Genomic DNA, 24,663 nt, shown 5'->3' with positions numbered 1-24,663 from the left:
GCCTGCAAGGACGCCGCAGGCGCTCCGGGGGGGGACGCATCTCAGGCCAGCAGCTGCTTCAGTTCGCCGCTGGCGATCAGCCGCTGCAGGTCATCCGCGCCACCCACCAGCTGGCGCCGCACGAAGACCATCGGCAGCGTCGGCCAGCCGGTCCACATCTTCAGCGCATTGCGGCGCCGCCACTGGCTGAAGTAGCTGCCGATGTCGATGTCATGGTGCGGCACGCCGGCGGCATCCAGCGCGCGCCGCGCCTTCTTGACGAACGGGTTGCCCGCCATGCCGACCACCACCACGTCGTGGTCGGAAACGGCCTCGCGCACCTGCGTCACCACATCGGCATGCAGCGTGGCCACCAGCGGGCGCACGGCCGGATGGATGGCGGATTCGTCGAGGACCGGACGCGGCATGCGCTCTCCTGAAACTGGATGGAGCGCGCAGCATACGTTGACGGCAGGCGCATGGCGCCGCGCTCAGGCAGGTGCGGACGGCTTCTTCAGCAGGCCCTTGGCAATGCCTTCGCAGGTGACGCGCTGCGGATCGGCCGCCTCCAGCTTGCCGCACACCGCCGCCAGGCCCTGCGGGCCGTCGTGCAGGCGCTGCAGCACCGCGGCCTGCTGCGGGCCCTGGTTCCAGGCCTCGAGCTTGCTGCCCACCCGCTGCAGCGAACGCGCGCTGCGCTCATGGAAAGCGGCGCGGTCCTTCGCCGCCTCGGTGAACAGCGCGCGCGCCACCTGCTCGATGCGCGCCGCGTCCTGCGGCGCCAGGTCGACCAGCGCACCAAAGTAGCTGGCGCCCCACTGCAGCCGGGTGGCCGGACCTTCGCTCTTCTCCCAGGCCTGCGCATACCAGCGCAGCGCCTCGTCGTTCTGCCCCTGCTTGCGGGCATTGCTGCCCAGCTGGCTCATCAGGTAGTAGGGCGAATGGCTCTTGGCCAGGTTGGCCTTCAGCAGCGCCTCGCTCTCGGCCCACAGGCCGGCTTCGCCCAGCGCGTAGGCGCCGCTGGTGATCACCGCCTGGCGCTCGTGGCCGTCGGTGATCTGCTGGTCGTCCCGTGCCACATGGGCGCGCACCCGCTGCACCAGAGCCTCGGGCAGCTTGGGCTGCACCGTCTTGGGCGGCAGGTCGATGCGGGCCAGCGCCACGCGGCTGATCAGGGCGCCCAGGCGGTCGGCGCGCGACAGGCTGGCATCGACTTCCAGCCGCTGCAGCGCGGCATCGAAGGCGGTCACCAGGGCCTGGCGGTCGGCGCCGGGCTCGGGCGCGAGCGCCTTGGTGATGTCGGGCGCGAAGTTGACCACCACGTCCATCTGCGCCCGGCTGGCGGCTGCGTCGGCCAGTAGCTGGCGCACGCGGTCGCGCAGCGCGGCGTCCGGCTTGATGCCCTTGCCGTCGTCGCTCTCGGCCAGGGCCTTCAGCAGCAGGCGGGTGGCGGCCTGGCGCTCGGCCGGCGGGCAGGCGCGCGACAGCTGGGCCAGCAGCGCCGGCCGCTCGGCCGCGGTCACCAGCTGGGCCTCGTCGGTGTCCCAGCCGTAGAAGGCCAGCATGCGCCATTCGGGGCCGCTGACCGGCTTGCCGGCGCGGGCATCGGCCAGCACCGCCTTCACCGGCCGGCCGCCGGCCAGGCCCAGCTGCAGCACGCTCAGCACCTGCGGCGCATCCACCTCGCCGGGCAGGCGGGTGATCTCGCTGCCGTCGGCCGCCATCAGGATCATCGTCGGGTAGCCGCGCACCTTGAAGCGCGCGCCCAGCTGCTGCGCGCCGGGCCGGTCGCCGTCGATGTGCACCGCCACGAAGCTCTTCGCCCGGTCGATGAAGTCGGCGCGGTTGAACAACGTGGCCTTGAGCTGGTTGCAGGGCGGGCACCAGGTGGCGCCCCAGTACAGCAACAGCGGCTTCTTCTCGGCCTTGGCCTGGGCGAAGGCGCGCTCGATGTCGGCATCGGCCGCAGCGCTGACCCACGCCACGCCCGGGCCCGGCGCGGCCGCCTGGACCCACGGCGCGCCCAGGCACAGGGCGCCGGCCAGCAACCAGGCCCGGGCGGCGCGGGGCAGGCGGGCAGGGCGGACAGGGTGGCGCATGGTGGGCTCCAGACGGGTCGGGCGGGACCGTGGATGTTGCCAGGGCGGCAGCCGCTGCGGGGCGCCCGGGGGCACCGCGGCCGGCGCACGAATTCTCACCAGTGCAGCCAGCCCCCGCTGCTAGCATCGACGGCCGATCCGGGCATCCCCGGTGGATGTGCCGAGCATGCAGACCCTGGAGACACTGAGCGACGCCGACCTGCTTGCGCGTTGCCGCGACGGCAGCCAGCCGGCCTGGAATGCCATGGTGCGGCGGTTCCAGCGCCTGGTCTACACCGTGCCCCGCCGTGCCGGTCTGTCCGAGGCCCAGGCTGGCGATGTGTTCCAGGTGGCCTTCAGCCGGCTGTTCGAGCACATCGACCGCATCGACGATCCCGCCCGGGTGCGGGCCTGGCTGGTCACCACCGCCAAGCGGGAAACCCTGCGGCTGCTGGAGCAGGACCGCCGCCTGGCCGAGCCCGCCGCCGGTGGCGCCGAGGCCGATGCCGACCACGATGACGACGACGCCGGCACCAGTGCGCTGGAGCGCCTGGTCGACCCGGCACCGCTGCCCGATGCACTGCTGGACGATCTGCAGCAGCAGGATCGGCTGCACCGCGCCCTGGCCCTGCTGGACGAGCGCTCGCGGGCGCTGCTGACGCTGCTGTTCCTGCAGGACGAGCCGTTGAGCTACAGCGACATCGCGCAGCGGCTGCAGATGCCCGAAGGCAGCATCGGGCCCACCCGGGCGCGCTGCCTGCAGCGGCTGCGCGCGCTGCTTGAGACCGTTTGAGCAGACCATGTGTATTTGCCAGCCGCCTCGCCGCTCGGTGGGGCATCCGCCCCTGACCGCCACGCCGCCATGACCGACGCCGCCGATCCCAGCGACCCCTCCGACGACGCCATCGCGCGCCACCTGCGGGCCGGCCGCACCCTGGAAGCGCCGCCCGACGCGGTGCTGCTGCGGGCGATGGCGGTGTGGCGGCCGCGCACCGCCGCGGCGCCGGCGGCCCACCCGCTGGTGCGCGCCGCCGGTGCGCTGGTGCGCCGGCTGCAGGCCGCGCTGAGCCACGACACTGGCTGGGCGCCGGTGCCCGCGCCGGGCCTGCGCAGCACGGCCACGGCGGTGCGCCAGTTGCTGTACTCCACCAACGGCATCGACATCGACCTGCGCATCCAGCCGCCGGACAGCCGCAGTGGCGCCGGCTGGCAGGTGCACGGCCAGCTGCTGGGGCCGGTGGGTGCCGGCCAGGCCCTGCTGCAATGCGGCAGCTGGTCGTCCAGCAGCCCCTGGAACGAACTCTGCGAATTCAGCTTCACGCCGGTGCCGGACGGGCTGTGCGTGCTGCTGCTGCAGGGCGTCGACTGGGAAACCGAGATCGGCCCGTTCGACCTGCAGGGCACGGACAACCGGGCATGACCGACGAGCTGGCGGCCGGGCTGGTGGCCGATGCCCAGCGCGACCTGCCGCAGCCCCTGGGGGTGGATGCGGTGGCCCTGGCCTGGGCCCTGAAGGCCGTGTGCTTTGCCGCCTGGAGCACCGCGCCGGCGCGCGCCGTGCGCTGCGCCGCGCTGCTGGCCGAACTGCAAGCCCGCGCCCAGACCCCGGACCACGGCGACCGCGCACGCATCGAGATCGCCGCCGTGGCGCACTGGGTGCAGGGCATCGCCCACCTCTGCGAAGGCCGCATGGGCCCGGCCTGCGGCAGCCTGGACGCCGCCCATGCCGCCTTCACCGTGCTGCAGCAGCCCCAGCATGCCGCGCAGACCCGGGTGTCCAAGGTGATGGCGCTGTCGCTGCTGGGCCAGCACGATGCCGCCATGCGCTGCGGCCTGGACGCGCTGCAGCAGTTCGTCGCCCTGGGCGACGAGCTGGCCGCCGGCAAGATCGAGGTGAACCTGGGCACCCTGGCCACCCGCCAGGACCGCCATGCCGATGCCGCCCGGCTGTTCCGCAGCGCGGCCGTGCGTGGCGCCCGCGCGCGCGACCGCAGCCTGTCCATCCACGCCGACATCGCACTGGCCAACGCCCTGACCTGGCTGTCGGACTTCGACGAGGCCATGCGCATCAACCGCCGCGCCCGCATGCGCGCCGAGACCCACGGCCTGGCGGTGGCCGCGGCGCTGGCCGACGGCGCCATCGGCCGCATCGCGCTGCACCGTGGCCACTACCACGCCGCGCTGCGGGCCCTGGCGGCGGCCAGCCACGGTTTTGCCCAGGCAGGCGCCAGCCCGCAGCAGTGCATCGAGGCCGAGGCCGCGCTGGCCGACGCCTACAGCGCCGTCAACCTGCTGCCCGAGGCGGTGGCGCTGTACCGGCAGGTGGTGGCGCGGGCGCTGGAGATCGGCGCGCCGGTGGAACAGGCGCGCGCCACGCTCGACTGCGCCCGCGCCCAGTTGCGCCTCGGCCGCACCGACGAAGCCCTGCAGGGCCTGGCGCAGGCGCGCCAGCTGTTTGCCGCGCAGGACAACGCCGCCTCGGTGGCGCTGACCGACCTGGCGCTGGCCAGCGCCCAGCTCAAGGCCGGGCGCCCGGCCGATGCGCTGGACAGCGCCGGCCGGGCCGGCGCCGCGCTGCAGCGCAGCGGCGTGGCCGGCTGGCAGCTGGAGGCCGACGCCACCGCCGCCGACGCCGCCGCCGCCCTGGGCCTGGCCGACCAGGCGCAGCGCGGCCTGCAGCGGGTGCTGCAGCAGGCGCAGGCCCTGGGCCTGGGCGCTGTGGAATTGGCGGGCCACCAGGGACTGGGCCGGCTGGCCGCCAGCCAGGGCGACACGGTGCAGGCACGCCAGCACCTGGGCGCAGCCCTGGCGTTGATCGACCGCAGCCGGCTGGCGCTGCAGGGTGACAGCTTCCGCAGCGCCATCGGCGCCCAGGCGGAGGAGGCCCACGACCTGCTGGTGCGGCTGTCGGTGCAGGGCGGCGACAGCCCAGCCGCGCTGCTGGCGCTGATGGAGCAGGGCCGCGCCCGCGCACTGGCGCTGGGCGTGCAGGACAGCTCGGCCCAGCCGGCCGACCCGGCACTGGACCCGCTGCGCCTGAAGCTGCAGTGGGCCCGTGACCAGTGGCGCCTGGCCATCGCCGAAGGCGACACCCCGCTGGAGCCGCTGGCGCGCCGGGTCACCGCGCTGGAGCAGGCGGTGCTGCAAGCCCATCTGCGCGCCCAGCTGCAGGCCGGCCAGCCGGCCGGCACCGCGGCGCCGGCGGCGGCCGGCAGCCCGTTCGACACCGCGGCGCTGCAGGCGGCGCTGCCGGCCGACACCGCGCTGGTGGCCTTCCACCTGCTGGACGACCAGCTGCTGGCGGTGGTGGCCACCCGCCACCAGGTGCGCCACCACCTGCAGCCGGTACCGGGCCTGGGCCAGCGCCTGGCCGGCCTGCGCTTCCAGATCGACAGCCAGCGCTGCCGCAGCCCGGGCCTGCAGGCCCATGCAGCCCAGCTGCTGGCCCGGGTGCAGGCCCATCTGCAGGCCCTGCACCGCCTGGTGTGGGCCGGCGTGGCGCCGCTGGTGCGTGAACACGAGCGGGTGGTGGTGGTGCCGCACCGCAGCCTGCACTACCTGCCCTTCGCCGCCCTGCACGACGGCCAGGGCTGGCTGGCGCAGCGGCATGAGATCTGCCTGGCCCCCAGCGCCACGCTGTGGCTGGCCGGCCGCAGCGCACCGGCGCGCCTGCCGCGCCGCGTGGTGGCCGTGGGCCATGCCGATGCCAGCCTGCCGCATGTGGACGCCGAGCTGCAGGCGGTGGCGCGGGCCTTCGGCGGCCGGGCGCGGGTGTTCAGCGGCCAGGCCGCCACCCAGGCCGCCCTGCGCACCGCCCTGCCGGGCCAGGATGTGCTGCACCTGGCCTGCCATGCCCAGTTCCGCGCCGACAACCCCAGCTTCTCGGCCCTGGAGCTGGCCGACGGCGGGCTGACGCTGCTGGATGCCCAGCGCCTGCCGGTGGCCGGCATGCTGGTCGCGCTGTCGGCCTGCGAGACCGGCCTCAGCCACATCGCCCCGGGCGATGAACTGCTGGGCCTGGTGCGGGGCTTCGTGCTGGCCGGCGCACCCACGGTGCTGGCCAGCCTGTGGATGGTGGACGACGCCTCCACCGCCCGCCTGATGCGCGGCTTCTACAGCCGCCTGGCCGCCGGCGCCCGGCCGGCCGCCGCGCTGCGGGCCGCCCAGCTGGCGCTGGCCGACGAGGGCGCGCACCCGTTCCACTGGGCTGCCTTCGCGCTGCACGGCCAGGGCTGACCTCCCCGGTTCGGGGGGGTGCTGCAACCCGGCGGGCCGGAATCGGTCTGTCCTGCGTACGAAGTCGGCGTCAGCGCGCTCCGTGCAGAGACACCGACTCCCTGTCCGAGGATGGCCATGCGCTTCAAACCTTCTCCCATCGTGGCGCTGCTGGCAGCCGGCCTGCTGGCCGCCTGCGGCGGCGGCGACCCGCTGCCCGAGACCGCCGCGGCCGACGCCGTGCCCGACCAGACCACCAGCGCGCTGCGCCCGGCCCAGGCCGCCAGCACCGCCGACCTGGTGCTGCAGCTTCGCCGCGATGCCGGCATCGGCGCGGTGGCCGCGCGGCACGGCCTGCGGGTGCTGGATCAGTTCGGCCAGCGGCCGATCTACCGCGTGCGGCCGGCCGGTGCGCAGTCCGCCGACAGCCTGCTGGCCGCCCTGCAGCAGGACAGCGACGTGCGCTTCGCCGAACGCAACCTCGCCAGCCAGATGCCCGAGGGCCAACGCAACTCGGTGTGGCTGATCGGCGGCGACGCCCGCACCTACGCCACCCAGTGGGTGCCGCAGAGCCTGAACCTGCCCGCCGCCCATGGCCTGAGCACCGGCCGCGGCGTGCGCGTGGCGGTGCTCGACACCGGCGTCGACCTGCAGCACCCCGCGCTGGCCAACCGGCTGGCGCGGCGCGCCGGCGGCAGCGTGCTGGGTTACGACTTCGTCGACGGCGACGCCATCCCCGCCGAGGCCGGCAGCCGCGCCGACGCGGGCTTCGGCCACGGCACGCATGTCGCCGGTCTGGTGGCCCTGGCCGCACCGGGCGCGCGGCTGATGCCGGTGCGGGTGCTCGACACCCAGGGCCGCGGCAATGTGTGGGTGCTGGCCGAGGCCCTGACCTGGGCGGTCGACCCCGACGGCCAGCCCGGCACCGACGATGGCGCGCATGTCATCAACCTGAGCCTGGGCACCACCGCCCCCACCCAGTTGCTGACGCTGGCGGTCCAACTGGCCAGCTGCCAGTTCGACGACGACGATGACGATGTCCAGCACCCCGGCTTCGACGCCGACCGCCTGCGCTGCGCCAACCGCTTCGGCGCGGTGGTGGCCTCAGCGGCGGGCAACTCCGGCAGCGACGTGGAAATGCAGTACCCCGCCGCCGAGGATGTGAAAGGCACGCTCAGCGTGGCGGCCAGCACCGCGGCGCACCTTATCGCCAGCTTCTCCAACTGGGGCAGCTGGGTGCGCATCGCCGCGCCGGGCGAGGCGGTGGTCAGCACCGTGCCGGGTGGCGGCTGGGGCACCTGGAGCGGCACCTCGATGGCCGCGCCGCTGGTGGCCGGCAGCGCCGCGCTGCTGCTGGCCACCGTGCCCAAGGACGGCACCGTTGGCCAGCCCACGCAACGCCAGTGGACCGGCGAGGACGTGATGAAGCGCCTGACCGACCGCTCGGCCGGCCTGTGCGCCACATCGCTGCGGCAGATCGACGCCTGGGCCGCGGTGGCGGACCAGCAGGCGGTGGACAAACCCTGCCGCTGAGCCGCATCAGCCCGGAGCGTCGGGCACGGCGCCCAGCCCCGGCTGGGCGTCGTCGTCCACCGGCTCGGGCGTGGCCCGGGCCAGCGCCATCCACACCATGAAAGGCAAGCGCATCGGCCGGCGCGGCGCCGGGCGGGCCACGTCCAGGCCGCCGTCGGCTTCGGCGACCAGCACGCCGTAGACCGGCGGGATCTCCTCGGGCCGGGCAATGCCGGCGCGGAGTACGTACCAGCACTCGCCGCTCAGCCAGCGGTAGGCCTCGCCCTTGGCCGGACGGCGCAAGTCGGCCAGCAGGTCGGCGCGGCGCACCTTGATCTCGTGCGCCACCGGTTCCACGTAGTCCTCCACCGTGGTGTGGCGGATCGAATAGACATCGGGCATGGCGATGGCCCAGCTGGGCTCGGCCTCGCCGTCGATGCCGGCCTCGCCGCCCACCCGCGCCCGCAGGCTCAGCCCGCGCCACACCACCCGGCCGGCGCGCTGCATGGCGCGGGCCACCTGGGCCACCAGCTGCTCATGCTCGTCGCGCGCGGCGCGGTTCTTCAGCAGCGTCTGGTGCAGCAGCTGCAGGCCGGCATCGGTGACACGCACGGTGTCGCGGCCCTGGGCGTCCTGCTGGCGCTGCAGCAGGCCGGCGGTGAGCAGCTCCACCTCCAGCAGGTCCTGGTACGGCCAGCCGGCCGAATGCCACACCGCGCGCAGGCGGCGGTGGTGGGCGGTGCCGATGGCGGGCGGTGCGGGGCTGCTCATGGCTGCCAAGCCTAGCGCTGCAAGGCCCCGGTTTCGAACGCCGCGTTCAAAACCGTTGGCGGCTGCACGCCCGGCGGGCGTGCCACCATGGCGCCATGGACACCACCCGCACCCCCACCACCTCCGCCCCGGTCACCACCCCGCGCCGTGTCGAGCGCCTGGTGGCCGGCCAGCCCACCAGCGACGGCGCCGGCGTCAAGCTCACCCGCGTGCTCACCCAGCCGCTGCAGCGCCGGCTCGACCCCTTCCTGATGCTCGACGCCTTCGGCTCCGACACGCCGGGCGACTACATCGCCGGCTTCCCCGACCACCCGCACCGCGGCTTCGAGACCATCACCTACATGCTGCGCGGCCGCATGCGCCACCGCGATTCCGCCGGCAACAAAGGCCTGCTGGACGACGGCGCGGTGCAGTGGATGACCGCCGGCCGTGGTGTCATCCACAGCGAGCTGCCCGAGCAGACCGAAGGCGTGATGGAAGGCTTCCAGCTGTGGCTGAACCTGCACAGCGCAGACAAGATGCAGCCGCCCTCCTACCGCGACATCCCGTCGGCGCAGATCCCCGAGTTCAACGCCCCCGGCGTGCGGGTGCGGGTGATCGCCGGCAGCAGCCAGGGCGTGGCCGGCGCGGTGCAGCGCCCGCGCACTGAACCGGTCTACCTGGACATCCACCTGGACGCCGGCGCGCGCTTCGAGCAGGCCCTGCCGGCCGGCCACCATGGCTTCGTCTATGTCTACCGTGGCGCGCTGCAGGTGGGCGAGACCGCCGTACCGGTGCAGCGCATGGCGGTGCTGGCGCAGGATGCGGCGGCCGATGGCGTGGTGCTGCAGGCCGGTGAGGCCCCGGCACGGGCGCTGCTGATCGCCGGCGCGCCGCTGCGCGAGCCCATCGCCCAGTACGGCCCGTTCGTGATGAACACCCGCGACGAGCTGATGACCGCGGTGGAAGACTTCCAGGCCGGCCGCCTCGCCTGACCAGCGTGCGGGTCAGTCGACGACCTGCACGCCTTTCCAGAAGGCCAGCCGCCCCTTGATGTTGGCGGCGGCCTCGCTGGGCTCGGGGTAGTACCAGACGGCGTCAGGGTTCAGCTCGCCGTTGACCAGCAGGCTGTGGTACCGCGCCTGGCCCTTCCAGGCGCAGGACGTGCGGTGGTTGCTGAAGGCCAGGTAGTGGCGGTTGACCGCCGCCTCGGGAAAGTAGTGGTTGCCCTCGACCACCACGGTGTCGTCGCTCTCGGCGATCACCACGCCGTTCCACACTGCCTTCATCGCCTGCTCCCAGGCACCCCTGTGCCATGCAGGATGGTACGCCGCCGGCCCCGGCGTGCCGGTGGCGGCCTCAAGGACGCGGCGCGGCAGCCGATAGCCCGAAGGCACATCCGATGCCGGGTTCCTGCTGTCCCCGGTGCTTCTGTCGTCTGCCTCCAAGGTCCGCCCATGCACAGCAGTTCCCTGCCCACCACCAACGCCCTGTCCCGCACCGCCGACCGGCTGATGATGGCCGCCCTGGCCGTCAGCGGTCTGATCGCCCTCGCGCTGGGCCAGCAGTTCGACCAGTTGGGCACCGCGCTGTCGGTCGGCATTCCGCTGCTGGCCGTTGGCGTGGCGGCGGGCACGCTGGCCGGCGGCACGCTGCTGGCCCGCCTGGTGCTGGCCTGCTGCCTGATGGGGATGACGGCCCTGCACATCCAGCTGGGCCGCGGCACGCTCGAACTGCACTTCGGCGTGTTCGTCACCCTGGGCATGCTGCTGGTCTACCGCGACTGGCGGCCCATCGTGGCGGCCGCCGGCCTGATCGCCGTGCACCATGTGGTGTTCGACCGCCTGCAGGCCGCCGGCGTCGGCGTGTTCTGCCTCACCGAGCCCAGCTTCACCCGTGTGCTGGCCCATGCCGGCTATGTGGTGGCGCAGACCGCCTTCGAGATCTACATGGCGGTGCTGATGCGCCGCGGCGTCGATGCCAGCGACGAGGTCAGCGCCATCGTTTCCCACATGGGCAACGGCCAGTCCCTGGCCCTGGATGTGGGCGGCCTGCCCACCCGCACGCCGATGGGCCAGGCCCTGCGCACCGCCGTGCTGCGGCTGAACGACGCGATGGTCAGCGTCAGCCAGACCACCGGCAACATCGCCACCGCCTCGAGCGAGGTGGCCAGCGGCAGCACCGACCTGAGCCAGCGCACCGAGCAGGCCGCCAGCAACCTGCAGCACACCGCCAGCGCCATGGCCCAGCTGATGGGCACGGTGCAGCAGAGTGCCGATGCCGCTGCCACTGCCAACCAGCTGGCGCAGTCGGCGGTGCAGGCCGCGCAGCGCGGTGGCGAGGTGGTCCAGCAGGTGGTGGCCAACATGGGCGACATCAGCGCCTCCAGCCACAGGATCGCCGACATCATCGGCACCATCGACGGCATCGCCTTCCAGACCAACATCCTGGCCCTGAACGCGGCGGTGGAAGCCGCGCGGGCCGGCGAGCAGGGCCGCGGCTTTGCCGTGGTCGCCACCGAGGTGCGGAATCTGGCCCAGCGCAGCGCGGCCGCCGCGCGCGAGATCAAGGGCCTGATCGGCGCGAGTGTCGAGAAGGTGGATTCGGGCAGCAGCCTGGTGCAGCAGGCCGGCACGATGATGGACGAGATCGTCGGCGGCATCCGCCGCGTGTCCGACGTGATCGGCGAGATCAGCGCCGCCAACCAGGAGCAGCGCGCCGGCATCGGCCAGGTGCATGCCGCGGTGGGCGAGCTCGACGGCATGACGCAGCAGAACGCCGCGCTGGTGGAGCAGAGCGCCGCCGCCGCCGAGAGCCTGAACGAGCAGGCCGGCCAGCTGGCGCAGGTGGTGGCATCGTTCCGCCTGTCCACCGCCACGGCAGCCTGACGCGCCGCGGACAAAAAAAGAGCCGGCGTTGCGCCGGCCCGTGAAGTGCGCCCTGGATCACAGGGCTGCAGAGGAGGCGGGCGGGCCCCGCTGCCCGGGCCTCAGGCCTGCGGTGCCAGCAGCATCTGGGCGATGGCCTGCGGCGCGGACTGCAGGTGCTGCGCCAGCAGCGCGGCGCGGTCGGCCTCGGCCAGGCCCAGCAGGCCACCGACCACCGCCGTCGTCACCAGGGCCGACAAGGCCAGGGCCAGCAGTTGCTGGGGCAGGCGGATCTGCAGGGCTTGGGGGGTGGTCATGGTGGGCTCCTGGGGTGGTGGCGGGGTGTCGATGGGTGGACTGTAGGCAGCCGCCCGCCGCGGCGCATGCGGCTTGCGACCAGCCGCGTTGCGGCGCGACGAACCGCGCCTTGCGCGGACGGGCCGCTGCCGTGGCGGGCTGTCAACAGGCCGTCACGCGGGGCCGCCAAGCTGCGCGGTTCACCACCGAGGAGAGCCCCATGACAAGCACCCGCCACCACCTGGCCCTGGCCGCCGGCATCACCGCCGCCATCACCCTGCTGGCCAGCCCGGCCGCCCGCGCCACCACCTGGAACACGCTGGACGGCGCCGCGCCGATCGTCATCGGCCACCGCGGCGCCTCGGGCTACCGGCCCGAGCACACCCTGGCCAGCTATGCGCTGGCGATCAAGATGGGCGCCAACTACATCGAGCCCGACCTGGTGCTCACCCGCGACGGCGTGCTGATCGCCCGCCACGAGCCCATCCTGGACGGCACCACCGACGTGGCGTCCAAGTTCGGCGCCGACCGCAAGAGCACCCGCATGCTCGACGGCGTGCAGACCACCGCCTACTTCGCCGACACCTTCACCCTGGCCGAGATCAAGACACTGCAGGCGGTGCAGACCCGCGGCCGCCTGGTGGACTACAGCCGCAACCAGACCGCCTTCGACAACGACCGCAGCATCCCGACGCTGGACGAGGTGATCAGCCTGGCCAAGGCGCAGAGCCAGGCCACCGGCCGCACGATCGGCATCTATCCCGAACTGAAGCACAGCACCTACAGCCGCGATGTGTCGGTGGCCGCCGGCCGCCCCGCCACCTACTTCGAAGACACCCTGGTGGCCACGCTGCACGCGGCCTACGGCAACACCGGCGCCGCGCCGGTGTTCATCCAGAGCTTCGAGGTCAACAACCTGCAGTACCTGAACACCAGGACCGACATCAAGCTGGTGCAGCTGGTCGATGCCGACGACGTCAACCCCGATGGCAGCATGTCGCTGGTGGCGCCCTACGACCGGCCCTACGACCAGGCCGCCCGCGGCCGCACGCTGACCTTCGCCGATCTCGTCAGCGATGTCGGCCTGCGCATGGTGGCCACCTACGCCGACGGCATCGGCCCCTGGAAGCCCTACCTGGTGAAGACGGTGGCCGACGGCATCGACCGCGACGGCAATGGCACCATCAACATCAACGACCGCCGCGTCGACGGCAGCACCGGCGTCATCGAGGCGGCCCATGCCGCCGGCCTGCTGGTGCACACCTGGACCTTCCGCAACGACGCCAGCGGCTACGGCTTCGCCGACCCGCAGGCCGAGATGGCCTACTACATGCAGCTGGGCGTGGACGGCGTGTTCACCGACTTCCCCGACACCGGCGTGGCCGCCCTGCAGGCCGCCGCCGTGCCCGAGCCGCAGACTTGGGCGCTGCTGCTGGGCGGCGTTGCCGCACTGGGTGCGCTGAAGCGCCGCCGGGGCTGATGCGGCACAACATCGAGACATTTCGAGTTCATATCACCGCAACCCTCAAAGAATTGCCCCATTCGACCCGGAGTTGACTAGACTTGCTGGATGCAAGCCTCATTCAATCCCGTGTCAAGTGAGCAACCCCGCTACCGCAGCGGTGCGGTGGCGCGCATGGTGCGCATCCCGGTGGCCACGCTGCGCATCTGGGAGCGCCGCTACCAGGTGGTGGGCCCGGCGCTCACCACCAGCGGCCACCGGCTCTACTCGGGCGCCGATGTCGAGCGCCTGCTGCTGATCAAGCAGCTGGTCGACCAGGGCCATGCCATCGGCTCGCTGGCGCGGCTGCCGATGGCCAGCCTGCTGGAGATCGCCGATGCCCGCGCGGTGCTGGCCGCGCCGGCCGATGCCACGCCGCCGGTGCGCGCCCGCGCCGCGCTGATCGGCCTGGGCCTGCCGCGGCGGCTGGGTGCCATCGCGGTGCAGCGGGTGGCCACCTGGGCCGACCTGGTGGCTGCCGAGCAGGCCATGGCGGCCGCGCCGGACGACGCCCCGCTGCGCGCCGAGCTGCTGGTGGCCGAGCTGGCCACGCTGCAGCCCGAAAGCGCCAGCCGCCTGCTCGCCCTGATGCGCCAGCTGGGCGCCGAGCAGGCCGTGGTGGTCTACGGCTTCGGCCCCGAGGTGGTGGCCGAGCGGCTGCGCCGCGCCGGCTGCAGCCTGCACCGCGCGCCGATGGACGATGCGGCGCTGCGCGCGCTGGTCAGCACGCTGGCGGCCACCACCACCGGCCTGCCTCGGGTGCTGGCCAGCACCGGCACCGCGCCGGTGCCGCTGTCTGGCGCTGCGGCTGTGCCGCCGCGCCGCTTCGACGACGACACCCTGGTGCAGCTGGCCGCCGCCTCCGGCACCATGGCCTGCGAATGCCCGCGCCACATCGCCGAGCTGGTGATGATGCTGGCCCACTTCGAGACCTACAGCGCCGAGTGCGTGAACCGCGGCCCCGACGACGCCGCGCTGCACACCCATCTGCACCGGGTGGCCGGCACCGCGCGGGCGATGTTCGAGGACGCGCTGGCCCGCGTGGCCGAGGCCGAATCGCTGCCGCTGCCGGGCGGCTGAGGCCAGCCCCTTGCAACCGGCGCGGCCGCCTTCATCTGCGTTGCATGGCACACACCCAGCACCCCGAGGCCGCTCCGTCCACCGGGGCCTTCCGAACCACCGTCGCCCTGGCTGCGCTGCTGCAGCGGGTGGAGAGTCAGGCCGCCAGCATCGGTGCGCAGCAGTACCGCGCGCTGGTGCAGCAGCTCGACCAGCAGCTGGCCCAGCTGCCGCCGGGCGATGAGCTGCAGCGCCTGCTGGCCAGCTTTCCGGCCGCGGCCATGGTCTACGAGAACCGCCACTACGGCCATGCCGGCCTGTGCCGCGCGCCGCTGGAGCTGTCGCTCAACAGCGAGCTGGCCGCCCGCACCCTGATCGAGAAGGTGCAGGCCACCCGCGCCTGACCGGGCCCATGACCGCGGCCGACCGGCAGCGCCAGCTGCTGCACCAGGGCGGCACGCCCGGCACCTGGGGCAGCCTCGGTCTGTGGCCGGACGGCGCCGAAGCCGCCACCGACTACGCCGCCGCCTGCCGCCACCTCGCCCTGGCCGTGGGCCGGGCGGCGCAGCTGCAACCCGGCGTCCGGGTGCTGAGCCTGGCCTGCGGCGCCGGTGACGAACTGCGGCTGTGGGCCGACCACTTCGGCGCCACCCGGGTGGTGGGCGTGGAGATCGATCCCGCCGCCGCCGGCCTGGCGCAAGCCGGGTGCGCCGGCCAGCCGGCCATCCAGGTGCTGTGCCGGTCGGCCCTGGCGCTGGATGGCCACCCCGCGCTGGCCGGGCCGTTCGACGCCGTCGTCTGCGTCGACGCGGCCTACCACCTGGCGCCGCGCGCCGCGCTGCTGGCTGCCGTCTGGCCGCGGCTGCGGCCCGGCGGCCGGCTGGCCTGCTGTGACCTGACGGTGCGCGCCGGCGCCGCGCCACTGCTGCGGCCCGCCGCCCGGCTGTGCGGCCTGCCGCCTGATGACTTGCTGCCGCTGGCCGCGCAGGTGCGGCGCCTGCAAGCCCTGGGCTTTGCCGATGTGCAGGCCCAGGTGCTGGACAACCCGGTGCTGGGCGGCTTCGCCCGCTTCGTGCGGCGGCAGGCCGCAGCACAGCGGCTGTGGCCCTGGCACCACGGCTGGCGCGCGGTGGCCACCACCGCCGCGCTGATCCCGCCGTGCCGCGCCGCCGGCCTGGGCTATGCGCTGCTCTCGGCCACACGGCCAGCCGGCAGCGACGGCGGCTGATCCGCCAGCGCCCCGCCCGGCAGCGGCGCGCCCAGGCGGGCTGCCACCACGCTGGCCGATTGCACCGCGCTCTCCAGCAGCGGGATGCCGGCCTGGGCATAACTGCCGCAGAACCACACCCGGCGGTCGGGCTCGGCCTGCAGCCGCTGCAGCTGCGCCAGCGCCTGCTGGCTGCGTGCGTCGACCACCGGCCGCTCGAAGCGGGCCTCGCCCAGCACCCGCGCCGGGCCCACCGGCCGCAACGGCGCCACGGTCTGGAACACGTCGGCCGCGCCCTGCAGCATCGGCTGCACGGCATTGACCCAGATGGTGGATTCGGTGGCGCCGGCTGCCGGGTCCACCCACAGGTTGACCGGCGACCAGTCGCGCCGGCGCGCCGGCATCAGCGTGGCATCGGTGTGGGTCAGCACCTGCACCGGCGCGTAGCGGAAGCAGGCCAGCGCGGTGGTCTCGTCGGCACTGGCATCGGCCAGCAGGCGCAGCGCCTGGTTGGCCTGGGTGGCCAGCACCAGGTGGTCGAAGCGCTCGGTGTGGCCGTCCTCCAGCTGCACCTGCACCGCGCCCGCCACCCGCTGCACGGCGCGGATCTGTGCACCGCAACGCAGGTCGGCGATGCCCAGCAGCAGCCGGCGCTGCACATCGTCGGCGCCGTGCAGCGCGCGGTGCACGCTCTGCCGCAGCACGCCGCGGGCCAGGTAGTCCACCACCACTTCGGCCGGGAAGGCCGCCGCCTGCGCATGGCTGCAGGTGCACACCGTGCTGATCGCCGGCAGCAGCAGGCCGTCGATGAAGGCACGCGGAAAGCGCTGCGCCGCCACCCAGTCGCCGATGGTCAGGCCGGCCAGCGCGCCGCGCGCCAGCGCCGGCACGGCCTGGCGGTGGAAGCGCAGCGCGCCGGCCAGCACCTGGCGCGCTGGTGCGCCCAGCAACAGATCCTGCGGCGCCAGCACGCTGTGCGACCGGCCGCGCCAGCGCAGGTTGCGGTAGCGGAAGTACAGCGCCTGCGGCGACCGCCCCGGCACCAGCGGACCGTGGAAGCTGCTGGCATAGCTGACCGGCTCGCTGGGCACGGCCAGCAGGTCGTACAGCCGGGTCAGCGTGGGGTAGTAGCCGGGATAGAACACCCGCAGCGGCACATCCACCCGCACCGCATTGCCGGCGGCGCCCCGGCCGGGCACCGGCACGTTGGCGGCGGTGAAGCCGGGCCGCGCCTGGCGCTCGAACACGGTCACCGCATGCTGGCGGCCCAGCAGCCAGGCGGCCGCCAGGCCACCCAGGCCGGCCCCGATCACGGCCACCTTCATCGGCAGGCAGGTCTGCAGGTTTGCATGCGCCATGATCGCAGACGCCGGCCCGCCGCCCGCGGCGGCGCCGCCCGGCCGGGACAATGGCGGATGCCTGCTGCTTCCCCTTCTGACGACACGCCGGTGGGCGCGATCGTCGCCCTGTCGCTGGCCGCCATGGCCAGCGGCATCTCGATGCGCATGACCGACCCGCTGCTGCCGCGGCTGGCCGACGAGTTCCACACCACGCTGGGCCAGGCGTCCTGGGTGGTCACCGTGTTCGCCGTGGCCTACGGCCTGGCGCAGCTGCTGTTCGGCCCGCTGGGCGACCGCTTCGGCAAGCTGCGCGTCATCACCTGGGCCTGCGTGGCCTCGGCCGGCACGGCGCTGCTGTGTGCCCTGGCGCCGGGCCACCACAGCCTGCTGGCCGGACGGCTGCTGGCCGGCGTGGCGGCGGCCGCGGTGATCCCGCTGGCCATGGCCTGGATCGGCGACGCCGTGCCCTACGAGCGGCGCCAGCCGGTGCTGGCGCGCTTCCTGATCGGCCAGATCGCCGGCTTCGCCACCGGCGTGTGGGCCGGTGGCTACACCGCCGAGCACCTGCCCTGGCGCACACCGTTCGTCGGCGTGGCGGTGCTGTTCCTGGCCGCGGCGGCGGTGCTGGTGCAGGCCCGGCGCCGGCTGCCGCCGCCGGTGCTGCAGCCGCCAGGGCGGCCGGGCGGCGCGGTCATCACCATGGTGCGGCAGTTCCGCGCCGTGCTGGCCCAGCCCTGGGCGCGGGTGGTGCTGGTGGTGGTGTTCTGCGAGGGCGCGGTGGTCTACGGGCCGTTCGCCTTCATCGCCGCCCACCTGCACCAGCGCTTCGGCCTGCCGCTGTCCACCGTGGGCGGGCTGGTGATGGGCTATGCGCTGGGCGGCCTGGTGTTCGCGCTGGGCGCGCGGGTGCTGGTGGCCCGGCTGGGCGAGGTGTGGCTGGTGCGCGGCGGCGGCTGGCTGATGGCCGCGGCCCTGGTCACCATCGGCTTCGCCCCGGCCTGGGGCTGGGCGGTGCCGGCCTGCATGGTGATGGGCCTGGGCTTCTACATGCTGCACAACACCCTGCAGACCAATGCCACGCAGATGGCGCCCGAACGCCGCGGCACCGCGGTGGCGGCCTTCGCCTGCAGCTTCTTCCTGGGGCAGAGCGTGGGCGTGGGACTGGCCGGCCTGGTGGTCGACCGCACCGGCACCGGCCCGGTGATGGCGGTGGGGGCGCTGGGGCTGCTGGCGGTGGCGGCGGCGTTCAACCGGCAACGGGCGCGGCGGGCGCAGACTGGGACGGCTGTGCACGTCTGAACCGACTTCAAGCATCGCTTTGTGCGAGCAAATCCGGGGACCTGGCACCAAGGACCTCGGCTCCAATTTCTGGATGCATGTGCACTCGCTTCGCGTCCTCTGGTTCACACCTGTGCCGGACAACGACACAGCCCAAGCAGTCGATGGTTTGCGCCAGCGCGGATGTTCGGTTCAGATCCTGCCGATGGCTGCGGTCAACACCGAGCAAACCGCGGATGTGGTGATTGCCAACCTCTCTGGCAATGCAACCGAATCAACGGCCGTGCAGCCGTCGCTCAGCGGCCGGGCGACGCCCATCCTGCTGCTGCTACCGACAGCGACCGAACTCGCGCAATGGCTGCCCGACTTGGCCGGCTGCCAGGATGCCACGGTCGCAGGCGAAGGGCTTGATGTGACGTGGGCGCGCCTGCAACGCCTGGTCCGGAACCACCGGCAGGCGATGTCGGCCACCGCACAGGATGCACTGACCGGCCTGGACAACCGGGTTGCCACGATGGACTGGGTGCAGCAGGCAGCCCTGGACGACGGTCCGGAACTGACAGTGCAGGCCCTGGTGATGCTGGACCTTGACCACTTCAAGCAGATCAATGACTCGGCCGGCCACGCGGCTGGCGATCTGGTGCTCCAGGCAGTGGCAGAGATGCTGAAAGGGCAACTGATGCAGGGTGACCGCTGCGGCCGCTACGGTGGTGAAGAGTTTGTGCTGCTGCTGCGACGCAGCAGCGTGGACGAGCTGCGCACGGCCATCGAACCGCTGCTTCAGGTGTCCTGCGCCGTGCCTGCAGGCTCATCGGCTGGAAGCGCGTCAGTGATCGACCTCACGCTGTCAGCAGGCATTGCACTGAGCGAAGCAGGGCTGTCGGGCACCGCGTGGCTGGAACGCGCGGACAGGGCTCTCTACGAGAGCAAGGCGCAGGGACGTCACCGGGCCACCTTCTTCGAAGAGATGCTTGGGGGCGACGGCGACACGCACTCGCTGCAAATGCGCCACTTCGACAACGTGACCCGTGTCGTGACGCAGCGGGTTGCCAGCCTGGTGTCGCTGATGGGTCAGCAGATGCTGCGGTCGCTGGAGCGGGAAGCTCGCCAGGACGCGCTGACCGGTGTGGCCAACCGCGGGCAATTCGACAAGCGCGCGATCCGTGAAGTTGAACGCGCCAGGCGAGACCATCGCCCACGCTCACTGCTCTTCATCGACATCGACGAGTTCGGCCGCTTCAACCGGGAGCACGGAGCACCGGTCGGAGACGCCGTGCTGCGCCACTTCGCGAAGACAGTTGACGGCGCCCTTCGACCCATCGACTGGCTTGCCAGGTACGGTGGCGAGGAGTTCTGCGTCGTGATGCAGGCTCAGGCCGACGCTGCGGTGGCCGCTGCGGATCGGCTGCGCGAGGTCGTCGCGCAGTCCAGCCTGGAACAGACCCGGGGCCCGGCGCTGAAAATCACCGTCAGCATTGGTGTGGCGCAGCACGACGGCAGTTCCGAAACAGTGGAGCAGTGGGTTCAGCGCGCCAGCTCAGCCTTGCAACAGGCCAAACGTGCGGGCCGAAACCGTGTCGTCTGCGCCGACAACGCGATCACGCCATCGAACTGAGGCCGTTCGCGGCGCTAGGAGAACCCCACCACCGCATGCGGCAGGTAGGGCGCCTGCAGCGCGGCGATCTCGTCGGCCGTCAGTGTGATCTCCAGCGCCGCCAGCGCATCGTCGAAGTGCACCGGCTTCGACGCGCCGATGATCGGCGCCGTCACCCCCGGCTTCTGCAGCAACCAGGCCAGCGCCACCGCGGCCAGCGGCGCGCCGCGGGCTGCAGCCACCTGCGCCAGGGCGGCATGCACCATGCTGTCGTTGGCCTCGGTGTGCTTGAACAGGCTGGCGCCGAACACATCGGTCTCCACCCGCGGCGTGTGCGCACCCCAGGGCCGGGCCAGGCGGCCGCGGGCCAGCGGGCTCCAGGGGATCACGCCCACGCCCTGGTCCTGGCACAGCGGCAGCATCTCGCGCTCTTCCTCGCGGTAGAGCAGGCTCAGCTCGGGCTGCATGCTGATGAACGGTGTCCAGCCATGGCGGCGCGCCACCTCGTTCGCCTTGGCGAACTGCCAAGCGTGCATGCTGCTGGCGCCCAGGTAGCGGGCCTTGCCGGCCTTCACCACGTCGTGCAGCGCCTCCATCGTCTCCTCGATCGGCGTGTCCGGGTCCCAGCGGTGGATCTGGTACAGGTCCACATGGTCCATGCCCAGCCGCCGCAGGCTGCCGTCGATCTCTTCGAAGATGGTCTTGCGCGACAGCCCACCGATGTTGGGCGCCCGCCGCGCGCCGAAGCGCACCTTGGTGGCCACCACGATCTCGTCGCGCCGCGCAAAGTCGCGCAGCGCCCGGCCGACGATCTCTTCGGACGTGCCGTCGGAATAGCTGTTGGCGGTGTCGAAGAAGTTGATGCCGCGCTCCACCGCCAGGCGGATCAGCGGGCGGCTCTGGTCTTCGGGCAGGGTCCAGGGGTGGGCGCCGCGCTCGGGCACGCCGTAGGTCATGCAGCCCAGGCAGAGCCGCGAAACGGTCAGCCCGGTGCGACCGAGCCGGGTGTACTGCATGCCGCTCATGGGTGCGGCCCCCACGGCGCGGCCATCATCAGCTTGTTCTCCTGGTGCTGCAGCAGCGGCCGCAGCTGGGCGGCGAAGGCCATGAAGTCGGGGTCGGCGAACAGCCCGGCCCAGAAGGCGCGGCGGTCGGCGTCGTCGTCGAACTTCCACAGGTGCACCAGCTGGTTCAGCGCGCCGATGTCGCCGGTGAAGTAGCCCACCAGCTTCTTCGGGTGCTTCTCCAGCGCCGGCCAGCCCAGCTCCTTGTACAGCCGCGTCACCTCGCTCATCTTGCCGACGGTGACCTGGTAGGTGCGCAGTTCGTAGATCGCCATGGATGCTCCAGCAGTTGCCAGCCGGCATGATGCGGGGCTGCCCGCGCGCGCGCTGACCGCTTGGCGACAAGCCCGCCAGTGCGGCGCTGTAGAGTGCCGGCACCGTGACCGAGCCCGACACCATCACCAACACCCCGCTGGATGTGCTGATCGTCGGCGCCGGCCTGTCGGGCATCGGCGCCGCCCGCCACCTGCAGCGGCGCTGCCCCGGCCGGCGCTGGGCCATCGTCGAGGCACGGCCCACGCTGGGCGGCACCTGGGACCTGTTCCGCTACCCTGGCATCCGGTCGGATTCGGACATGTACACCCTGGGCTACGACTTCAAGCCCTGGCGCGCCGCCAAGGCGATTGCCGACGGCCCGGCCATCCTGCAGTACATCCGCGAGACGGCCGACGAGGCCGGCATCACGCCGCAGATCCGCTTCGGCCACCGGGTGCAGCGCGCCGACTGGCACAGCGCCGATGCCTGCTGGACGGTGACGCTGCAGCACACCGATGCCGCCACCGGCGCGGTGCGCACCTGCACCCAGCGCGCCCGCTTCCTGTACCTGTGCAGCGGCTACTACAGCTACGCCCGTGGCCACCGGCCCACCTTCGACGGCGAGGCCGACTTCCGCGGCCGCATCGTCGAGCCGCAGTGTTGGCCGGGGGATCTCGACCATGCCGGCCAGCGGGTGGTGGTGGTGGGCAGCGGCGCCACCGCCGTCACCCTGGTGCCCGAGCTGGCCAAGACCGCCGCGCAGGTGACGATGCTGCAGCGCTCGCCCACCTACGTGGTCAACCGGCCGTCGGTCGATGCCATCGCCCAGCGGCTGAACCGCTGGCTGCCCGCCGGGCTGGCCTACACGCTGACCCGATGGAAGAACGTGCTGGTCGGCCGCTTCTACTACGGCCTGGCGCGCAAGCGACCGGCCCAGGTCAAGCAGCGCCTGGTGGCCATGGCCGCCGCCGAGCTGGGCGACAGCTGCGATGCGACGCTGCACTTCAGCCCCCGCTACAACCCCTGGGACCAGCGGGTGTGCGTGGCGCCCGATGGCGACCTGTTCCGGCAGATCCGTGCCGGGCGGGCGGCGGTGGTCACCGACACCATCGCACGCTTCACCGCCACCGGCCTGCAGCTGACCAGCGGGCAGCACCTGGAGGCCGACACCGTGGTGCTGGCCACCGGCCTGCAGCTCAACGTGGCCGGGGACATCGCCATCACCGTCGACGGCCGCGCCGTGGTGCCGGGCCAGACGCTGTCGTACAAGGGCATGATGCTGGGCGACGTGCCCAACCTGGCCCTGGCCTTCGGCTACACCAACGCGTCGTGGACGCTGAAGGCCGACCTCACCGCCGGCTGGGTGTGCCGGCTGCTGAACCACCTGCAGCGCCACGGTCAGGCCATCGCGGTGCCGCGGCACGATCCGTCGGTGCCGGTGCAGCCCTTCCTCAGCTTCACCTCGGGCTATGTGCAGCGCGCCGCCGGCCTGCTGCCGCAGCAGGGCACCCGCGCGCCCTGGCAGGTGCACCAGAGCTACCTGGCCGATCTGCTGGCCATCCGCTTCGGCCGGCTGGACGATGGCGTGCTGCAACTGCGCCGCGCCGGAGCAACCGCATGAAGCTCCATGGCCAGGTCGCCGTGCTCACCGGCGCCGCCAGCGGCATCGGCCGCGCCACCGCGCTGGCGCTGGCGCAGCGCGGCTGCCACCTGGCACTGGCCGACATCGACACCGCCGGCCTCGCCGACACCGCGGCAGCCGCGGCGGCCCAGGGCGTCCCCGTCAGCCAGCACCGGCTGGACGTGGCCAGCCGCGACGCGGTGGCCGCGCTGCCGACCGCGGTGCTGGCGCAGCACGGCCGCGTCAGCCTGCTGGTCAACAACGCCGGCGTGGCCCTGGGCGGCAGCTTCGACCAGGTGGCCGAGGCCGATTTCGACTGGCTGATGGACATCAACTTCCATGGCCTGGTGCGCATGACCCGCGCCTTCCTGCCGCTGCTGCGGCAGCAGCCGGTGGCGCGCATCGTCAACATCAGCAGCGTCTACGGCCTGATCGCGCCACCGGAGCAGACCGCCTACGCGGCGGCCAAGTTCGCGGTGCGCGGCTTCAGCCATGCGCTGCGGCATGAGCTGGCCGGCAGCACCGTGGGCATGACGGTGGTGCACCCCGGTGGCGTGGCCACCAACATTGCCCGCCGCGCCCGCCTGCCGGCTGATGCCGCGCCGGCCGATGTGCAGGCCCGCCTGGCCCTGGCCGAGAAGATGCTGCGCCTCTCGCCCGAGCGGGCAGCCGCCACCATCGTGCGCGGCATCGAGGCCGACCGCGCCCGGGTGCTGGTGGGCGGCGACGCCCACTTCATCGCCGCGCTGGAACGGCTGATGCCGGTGCGCTACTGGTCGGTGCTGGCGCGCTTGTTGCCTGCATGATCCCGCTGCAAAACCCCCACCCCTGAAGCCGAGGCCCCGATGAACGCCCCCCTGCCCCTGCCCGCCCTCGATGCCATCCGCCAGCACGAGGCCGAAATGGTCGCCATCCGCCAGCAGATCCATGCCAACCCCGAGCTGGCCTACGAAGAGCACGCCACCAGCGACCTGGTGGCCGAGCGGCTGCAGCGCTGGGGCTGGGAGGTGCACCGCGGCCTGGGCGGCACCGGCGTGGTGGGCACGCTGCGCGGCGCGCTGGGCAACAGCACCCGCCGCATCGGCCTGCGCGCCGACATGGATGCGCTGCCGATTGCCGAGACCAGCGGCAAGCCCTGGGCCAGCAAGGTGTTCGGCAAGATGCACGCCTGCGGCCACGACGGCCACACCGCCATGCTGCTTGCCGCCTGCCGCCACCTGGCCGCCACCCGCCAGTTCGACGGCATCCTGCATGCCGTCTTCCAGCCGGCCGAAGAGGGCCTGGCCGGCGCCCGCAAGATGCTGGAGGACGGCTTCCTCGATCTCTTCCCGTGTGACGCGATGTTCGGCATGCACAACATGCCCGGCCTGCCCGAAGGCCGCTTCCAGGCCGTGCCCGGCTTTGCGATGGCCAGCGGCGACACCTGCATCATCACCGTGCGCGGCACCGGCGGCCACGGCGCCATTCCGCAGACCGCGGTCGATCCGGTGGTGGCCGGGGCCAGCATCGTGATGGCGCTGCAGACCATCGTGGCGCGCAACGTGCCGCCGCTGCACACCGGCATCATCACCGTCGGCGCCTTCCTGGCCGGTGATGCACCCAACGTCATCCCCGGCACCGCCGAGCTGCGGCTCACGGTGCGCGCCATGCAGCCCACCGTGCGGGATCTGCTGGAACGCCGCATCACCGAGCTGGCCCAGGCCCAGGCCGCCAGCTACGGCGCCACGGCCGAGGTGAACTACATCCGCCGCTACCCGGTACTGAACAACACCCCGGAGCACACCGATTTCTGCAAGCAGCTGGTGCGCGACTGGCTGGGCGACACCGGCCTGGTCACCCACCCCGAGCCCTTGACCGCCAGCGAGGACTTCGCCTTCTTCCTGGAGAAGGTGCCCGGCTGCTACATCAACATCGGCAACGGCGTGGGCAGCGTCGGCGGCTGCATGGTGCACAACGCCGCGTACGACTTCAACGACCGGGTGCTGAGCACCGGCGCCACCTACTGGGTGAAGCTGGCCGAGCGCTGGCTGGCGCCGCAGGCCTGAG

General features: G+C 72.9%; 23 protein-coding genes. 15 read left to right on the top strand and 8 right to left on the bottom strand.

Translation table 11 applies throughout. The features are described from left to right. Window positions 1-41: 41 nt before the first annotated feature. Together FFT10_RS19535 and FFT10_RS19530 are read right to left on the bottom strand one after the other, a co-directional pair. The gene (locus FFT10_RS19535) at window positions 42-407 is read right to left on the bottom strand and encodes a glutaredoxin domain-containing protein (RefSeq protein ID WP_137734542.1); all 366 of its coding nucleotides are present in this window, start codon (window positions 405-407) and stop codon (window positions 42-44) included. 63 nt (window positions 408-470) lie between these two features. After that, entirely contained in the window at window positions 471-2,078 is a 1,608-nt protein-coding gene (locus FFT10_RS19530; RefSeq protein ID WP_137734541.1) for a thioredoxin family protein, read from the bottom strand. A gap of 166 nt (window positions 2,079-2,244) precedes the next feature. Between FFT10_RS19530 and FFT10_RS19525 the strand changes: the two genes are divergently transcribed. From FFT10_RS19525 to FFT10_RS19510, 4 genes are all read left to right on the top strand, one after another. Further along, the gene (locus tag FFT10_RS19525; RefSeq protein ID WP_137734540.1) at window positions 2,245-2,850 is read left to right on the top strand and encodes an RNA polymerase sigma factor; all 606 of its coding nucleotides are present in this window, start codon (window positions 2,245-2,247) and stop codon (window positions 2,848-2,850) included. A gap of 69 nt (window positions 2,851-2,919) precedes the next feature. Then, window positions 2,920-3,477, top strand: coding sequence for a hypothetical protein (locus tag FFT10_RS19520; RefSeq protein ID WP_137734539.1), 558 nt, complete (start codon window positions 2,920-2,922; stop codon window positions 3,475-3,477). Further along, window positions 3,474-6,293 carry a CHAT domain-containing protein gene (locus FFT10_RS19515; RefSeq protein WP_137734538.1) on the top strand — a complete coding sequence of 940 codons (2,820 nt, stop codon included), beginning with the start codon at window positions 3,474-3,476 and terminating at the stop codon, window positions 6,291-6,293. The genes FFT10_RS19520 and FFT10_RS19515 overlap by 4 nt, the downstream gene beginning before the upstream one ends. 117 nt (window positions 6,294-6,410) lie before the next feature. Continuing rightward, on the top strand, window positions 6,411-7,805 hold the full coding sequence (locus FFT10_RS19510) for a S8 family serine peptidase (RefSeq protein ID WP_162520851.1): 1,395 nt from the start codon (window positions 6,411-6,413) through the stop codon (window positions 7,803-7,805). Window positions 7,806-7,811: 6 nt separating this feature from the next. Here FFT10_RS19510 and FFT10_RS19505 read toward each other — a convergent pair whose 3' ends face one another. Then, window positions 7,812-8,555 carry a hypothetical protein gene (locus FFT10_RS19505; protein ID WP_137734536.1) on the bottom strand — a complete coding sequence of 248 codons (744 nt, stop codon included), beginning with the start codon at window positions 8,553-8,555 and terminating at the stop codon, window positions 7,812-7,814. Between the two features lie 95 nt (window positions 8,556-8,650). On the opposite strand from FFT10_RS19505, the gene FFT10_RS19500 reads away from it, so the two are divergent. Further along, entirely contained in the window at window positions 8,651-9,529 is an 879-nt protein-coding gene (locus FFT10_RS19500) for a pirin family protein (RefSeq protein ID WP_137734535.1), read from the top strand. A 12-nt stretch (window positions 9,530-9,541) separates the two neighbouring features. Here FFT10_RS19500 and FFT10_RS19495 read toward each other — a convergent pair whose 3' ends face one another. Beyond that, window positions 9,542-9,823, bottom strand: coding sequence for a DUF427 domain-containing protein (locus FFT10_RS19495; protein ID WP_137734534.1), 282 nt, complete (start codon window positions 9,821-9,823; stop codon window positions 9,542-9,544). A gap of 168 nt (window positions 9,824-9,991) precedes the next feature. On the opposite strand from FFT10_RS19495, the gene FFT10_RS28770 reads away from it, so the two are divergent. After that, entirely contained in the window at window positions 9,992-11,422 is a 1,431-nt protein-coding gene (locus tag FFT10_RS28770; protein ID WP_137734533.1) for a methyl-accepting chemotaxis protein, read from the top strand. 101 nt (window positions 11,423-11,523) lie between these two features. Here the strand turns inward: FFT10_RS28770 and FFT10_RS19485 are convergent, their stop codons facing one another. After that, a complete protein-coding gene (locus FFT10_RS19485) occupies window positions 11,524-11,718 on the bottom strand; it encodes a hypothetical protein (RefSeq protein ID WP_137734532.1) in 195 nt (64 codons plus the stop codon). Between the two features lie 200 nt (window positions 11,719-11,918). Between FFT10_RS19485 and FFT10_RS19480 the strand changes: the two genes are divergently transcribed. The 4 genes from FFT10_RS19480 to FFT10_RS19465 all read left to right on the top strand — a co-directional run bounded on the left by FFT10_RS19480 (window position 11,919) and on the right by FFT10_RS19465 (window position 15,486). Next, on the top strand, window positions 11,919-13,178 hold the full coding sequence (locus FFT10_RS19480) for a glycerophosphodiester phosphodiesterase family protein (RefSeq protein ID WP_137734531.1): 1,260 nt from the start codon (window positions 11,919-11,921) through the stop codon (window positions 13,176-13,178). A gap of 90 nt (window positions 13,179-13,268) precedes the next feature. Next, window positions 13,269-14,279, top strand: coding sequence for a MerR family transcriptional regulator (locus FFT10_RS19475; protein ID WP_137734530.1), 1,011 nt, complete (start codon window positions 13,269-13,271; stop codon window positions 14,277-14,279). Window positions 14,280-14,323: 44 nt separating this feature from the next. Next, window positions 14,324-14,662, top strand: coding sequence for a hypothetical protein (locus FFT10_RS19470; RefSeq protein ID WP_137734529.1), 339 nt, complete (start codon window positions 14,324-14,326; stop codon window positions 14,660-14,662). Between the two features lie 8 nt (window positions 14,663-14,670). Continuing rightward, a complete protein-coding gene (locus FFT10_RS19465) occupies window positions 14,671-15,486 on the top strand; it encodes an SAM-dependent methyltransferase (RefSeq protein WP_137734528.1) in 816 nt (271 codons plus the stop codon). Here FFT10_RS19465 and FFT10_RS19460 read toward each other — a convergent pair. After that, complete coding sequence (locus FFT10_RS19460) at window positions 15,438-16,823, bottom strand: NAD(P)-binding protein (RefSeq protein WP_137734527.1); 1,386 nt, start codon at window positions 16,821-16,823, stop codon at window positions 15,438-15,440. The two genes, FFT10_RS19465 and FFT10_RS19460, sit on opposite strands and share 49 nt — an antisense overlap. Window positions 16,824-16,880: 57 nt before the next feature. Between FFT10_RS19460 and FFT10_RS19455 the strand changes: the two genes are divergently transcribed. Together FFT10_RS19455 and FFT10_RS19450 are read left to right on the top strand one after the other, a co-directional pair. Continuing rightward, window positions 16,881-18,104, top strand: a complete 1,224-nt coding sequence (locus tag FFT10_RS19455; protein ID WP_137734526.1) for an MFS transporter — start codon at window positions 16,881-16,883, stop codon at window positions 18,102-18,104. A gap of 73 nt (window positions 18,105-18,177) precedes the next feature. Next, a complete protein-coding gene (locus tag FFT10_RS19450; protein ID WP_137734525.1) occupies window positions 18,178-19,698 on the top strand; it encodes a diguanylate cyclase in 1,521 nt (506 codons plus the stop codon). 14 nt (window positions 19,699-19,712) lie between these two features. Here the strand turns inward: FFT10_RS19450 and FFT10_RS19445 are convergent, their stop codons facing one another. Together FFT10_RS19445 and FFT10_RS19440 are read right to left on the bottom strand one after the other, a co-directional pair. Beyond that, window positions 19,713-20,693, bottom strand: a complete 981-nt coding sequence (locus tag FFT10_RS19445; RefSeq protein WP_137734573.1) for an aldo/keto reductase — start codon at window positions 20,691-20,693, stop codon at window positions 19,713-19,715. Between the two features lie 5 nt (window positions 20,694-20,698). Further along, window positions 20,699-21,016 (bottom strand): NIPSNAP family protein, encoded by a 318-nt coding sequence (locus tag FFT10_RS19440; RefSeq protein WP_137734524.1) that lies wholly within the window; start codon window positions 21,014-21,016, stop codon window positions 20,699-20,701. Window positions 21,017-21,120: 104 nt separating this feature from the next. Here FFT10_RS19440 and FFT10_RS19435 point away from each other — a divergent pair, with 104 nt between their 5' ends. The 3 genes from FFT10_RS19435 to FFT10_RS19425 are packed head-to-tail and all read left to right on the top strand — an operon-like array spanning window position 21,121 to window position 24,662. Continuing rightward, the gene (locus FFT10_RS19435) at window positions 21,121-22,617 is read left to right on the top strand and encodes a flavin-containing monooxygenase (protein WP_228027193.1); all 1,497 of its coding nucleotides are present in this window, start codon (window positions 21,121-21,123) and stop codon (window positions 22,615-22,617) included. After that, window positions 22,614-23,423: an SDR family NAD(P)-dependent oxidoreductase gene (locus FFT10_RS19430; protein ID WP_137734523.1), complete on the top strand. Its 810-nt coding sequence runs from the start codon at window positions 22,614-22,616 to the stop codon at window positions 23,421-23,423. The genes FFT10_RS19435 and FFT10_RS19430 overlap by 4 nt, the downstream gene beginning before the upstream one ends. 39 nt (window positions 23,424-23,462) lie before the next feature. Further along, window positions 23,463-24,662 (top strand): M20 aminoacylase family protein, encoded by a 1,200-nt coding sequence (locus FFT10_RS19425; RefSeq protein ID WP_137734522.1) that lies wholly within the window; start codon window positions 23,463-23,465, stop codon window positions 24,660-24,662. Window position 24,663 lies beyond the last annotated feature (1 nt).

This window comes from Pseudaquabacterium pictum (assembly GCF_005403045.1).
In the GTDB taxonomy this organism is placed as follows: Bacteria; Pseudomonadota; Gammaproteobacteria; order Burkholderiales; family Burkholderiaceae_C; genus Pseudaquabacterium; species Pseudaquabacterium pictum.
Note: the sequence above shows the minus strand (reverse complement) of the source record. Positions and strands in the feature narration are given on the sequence as shown.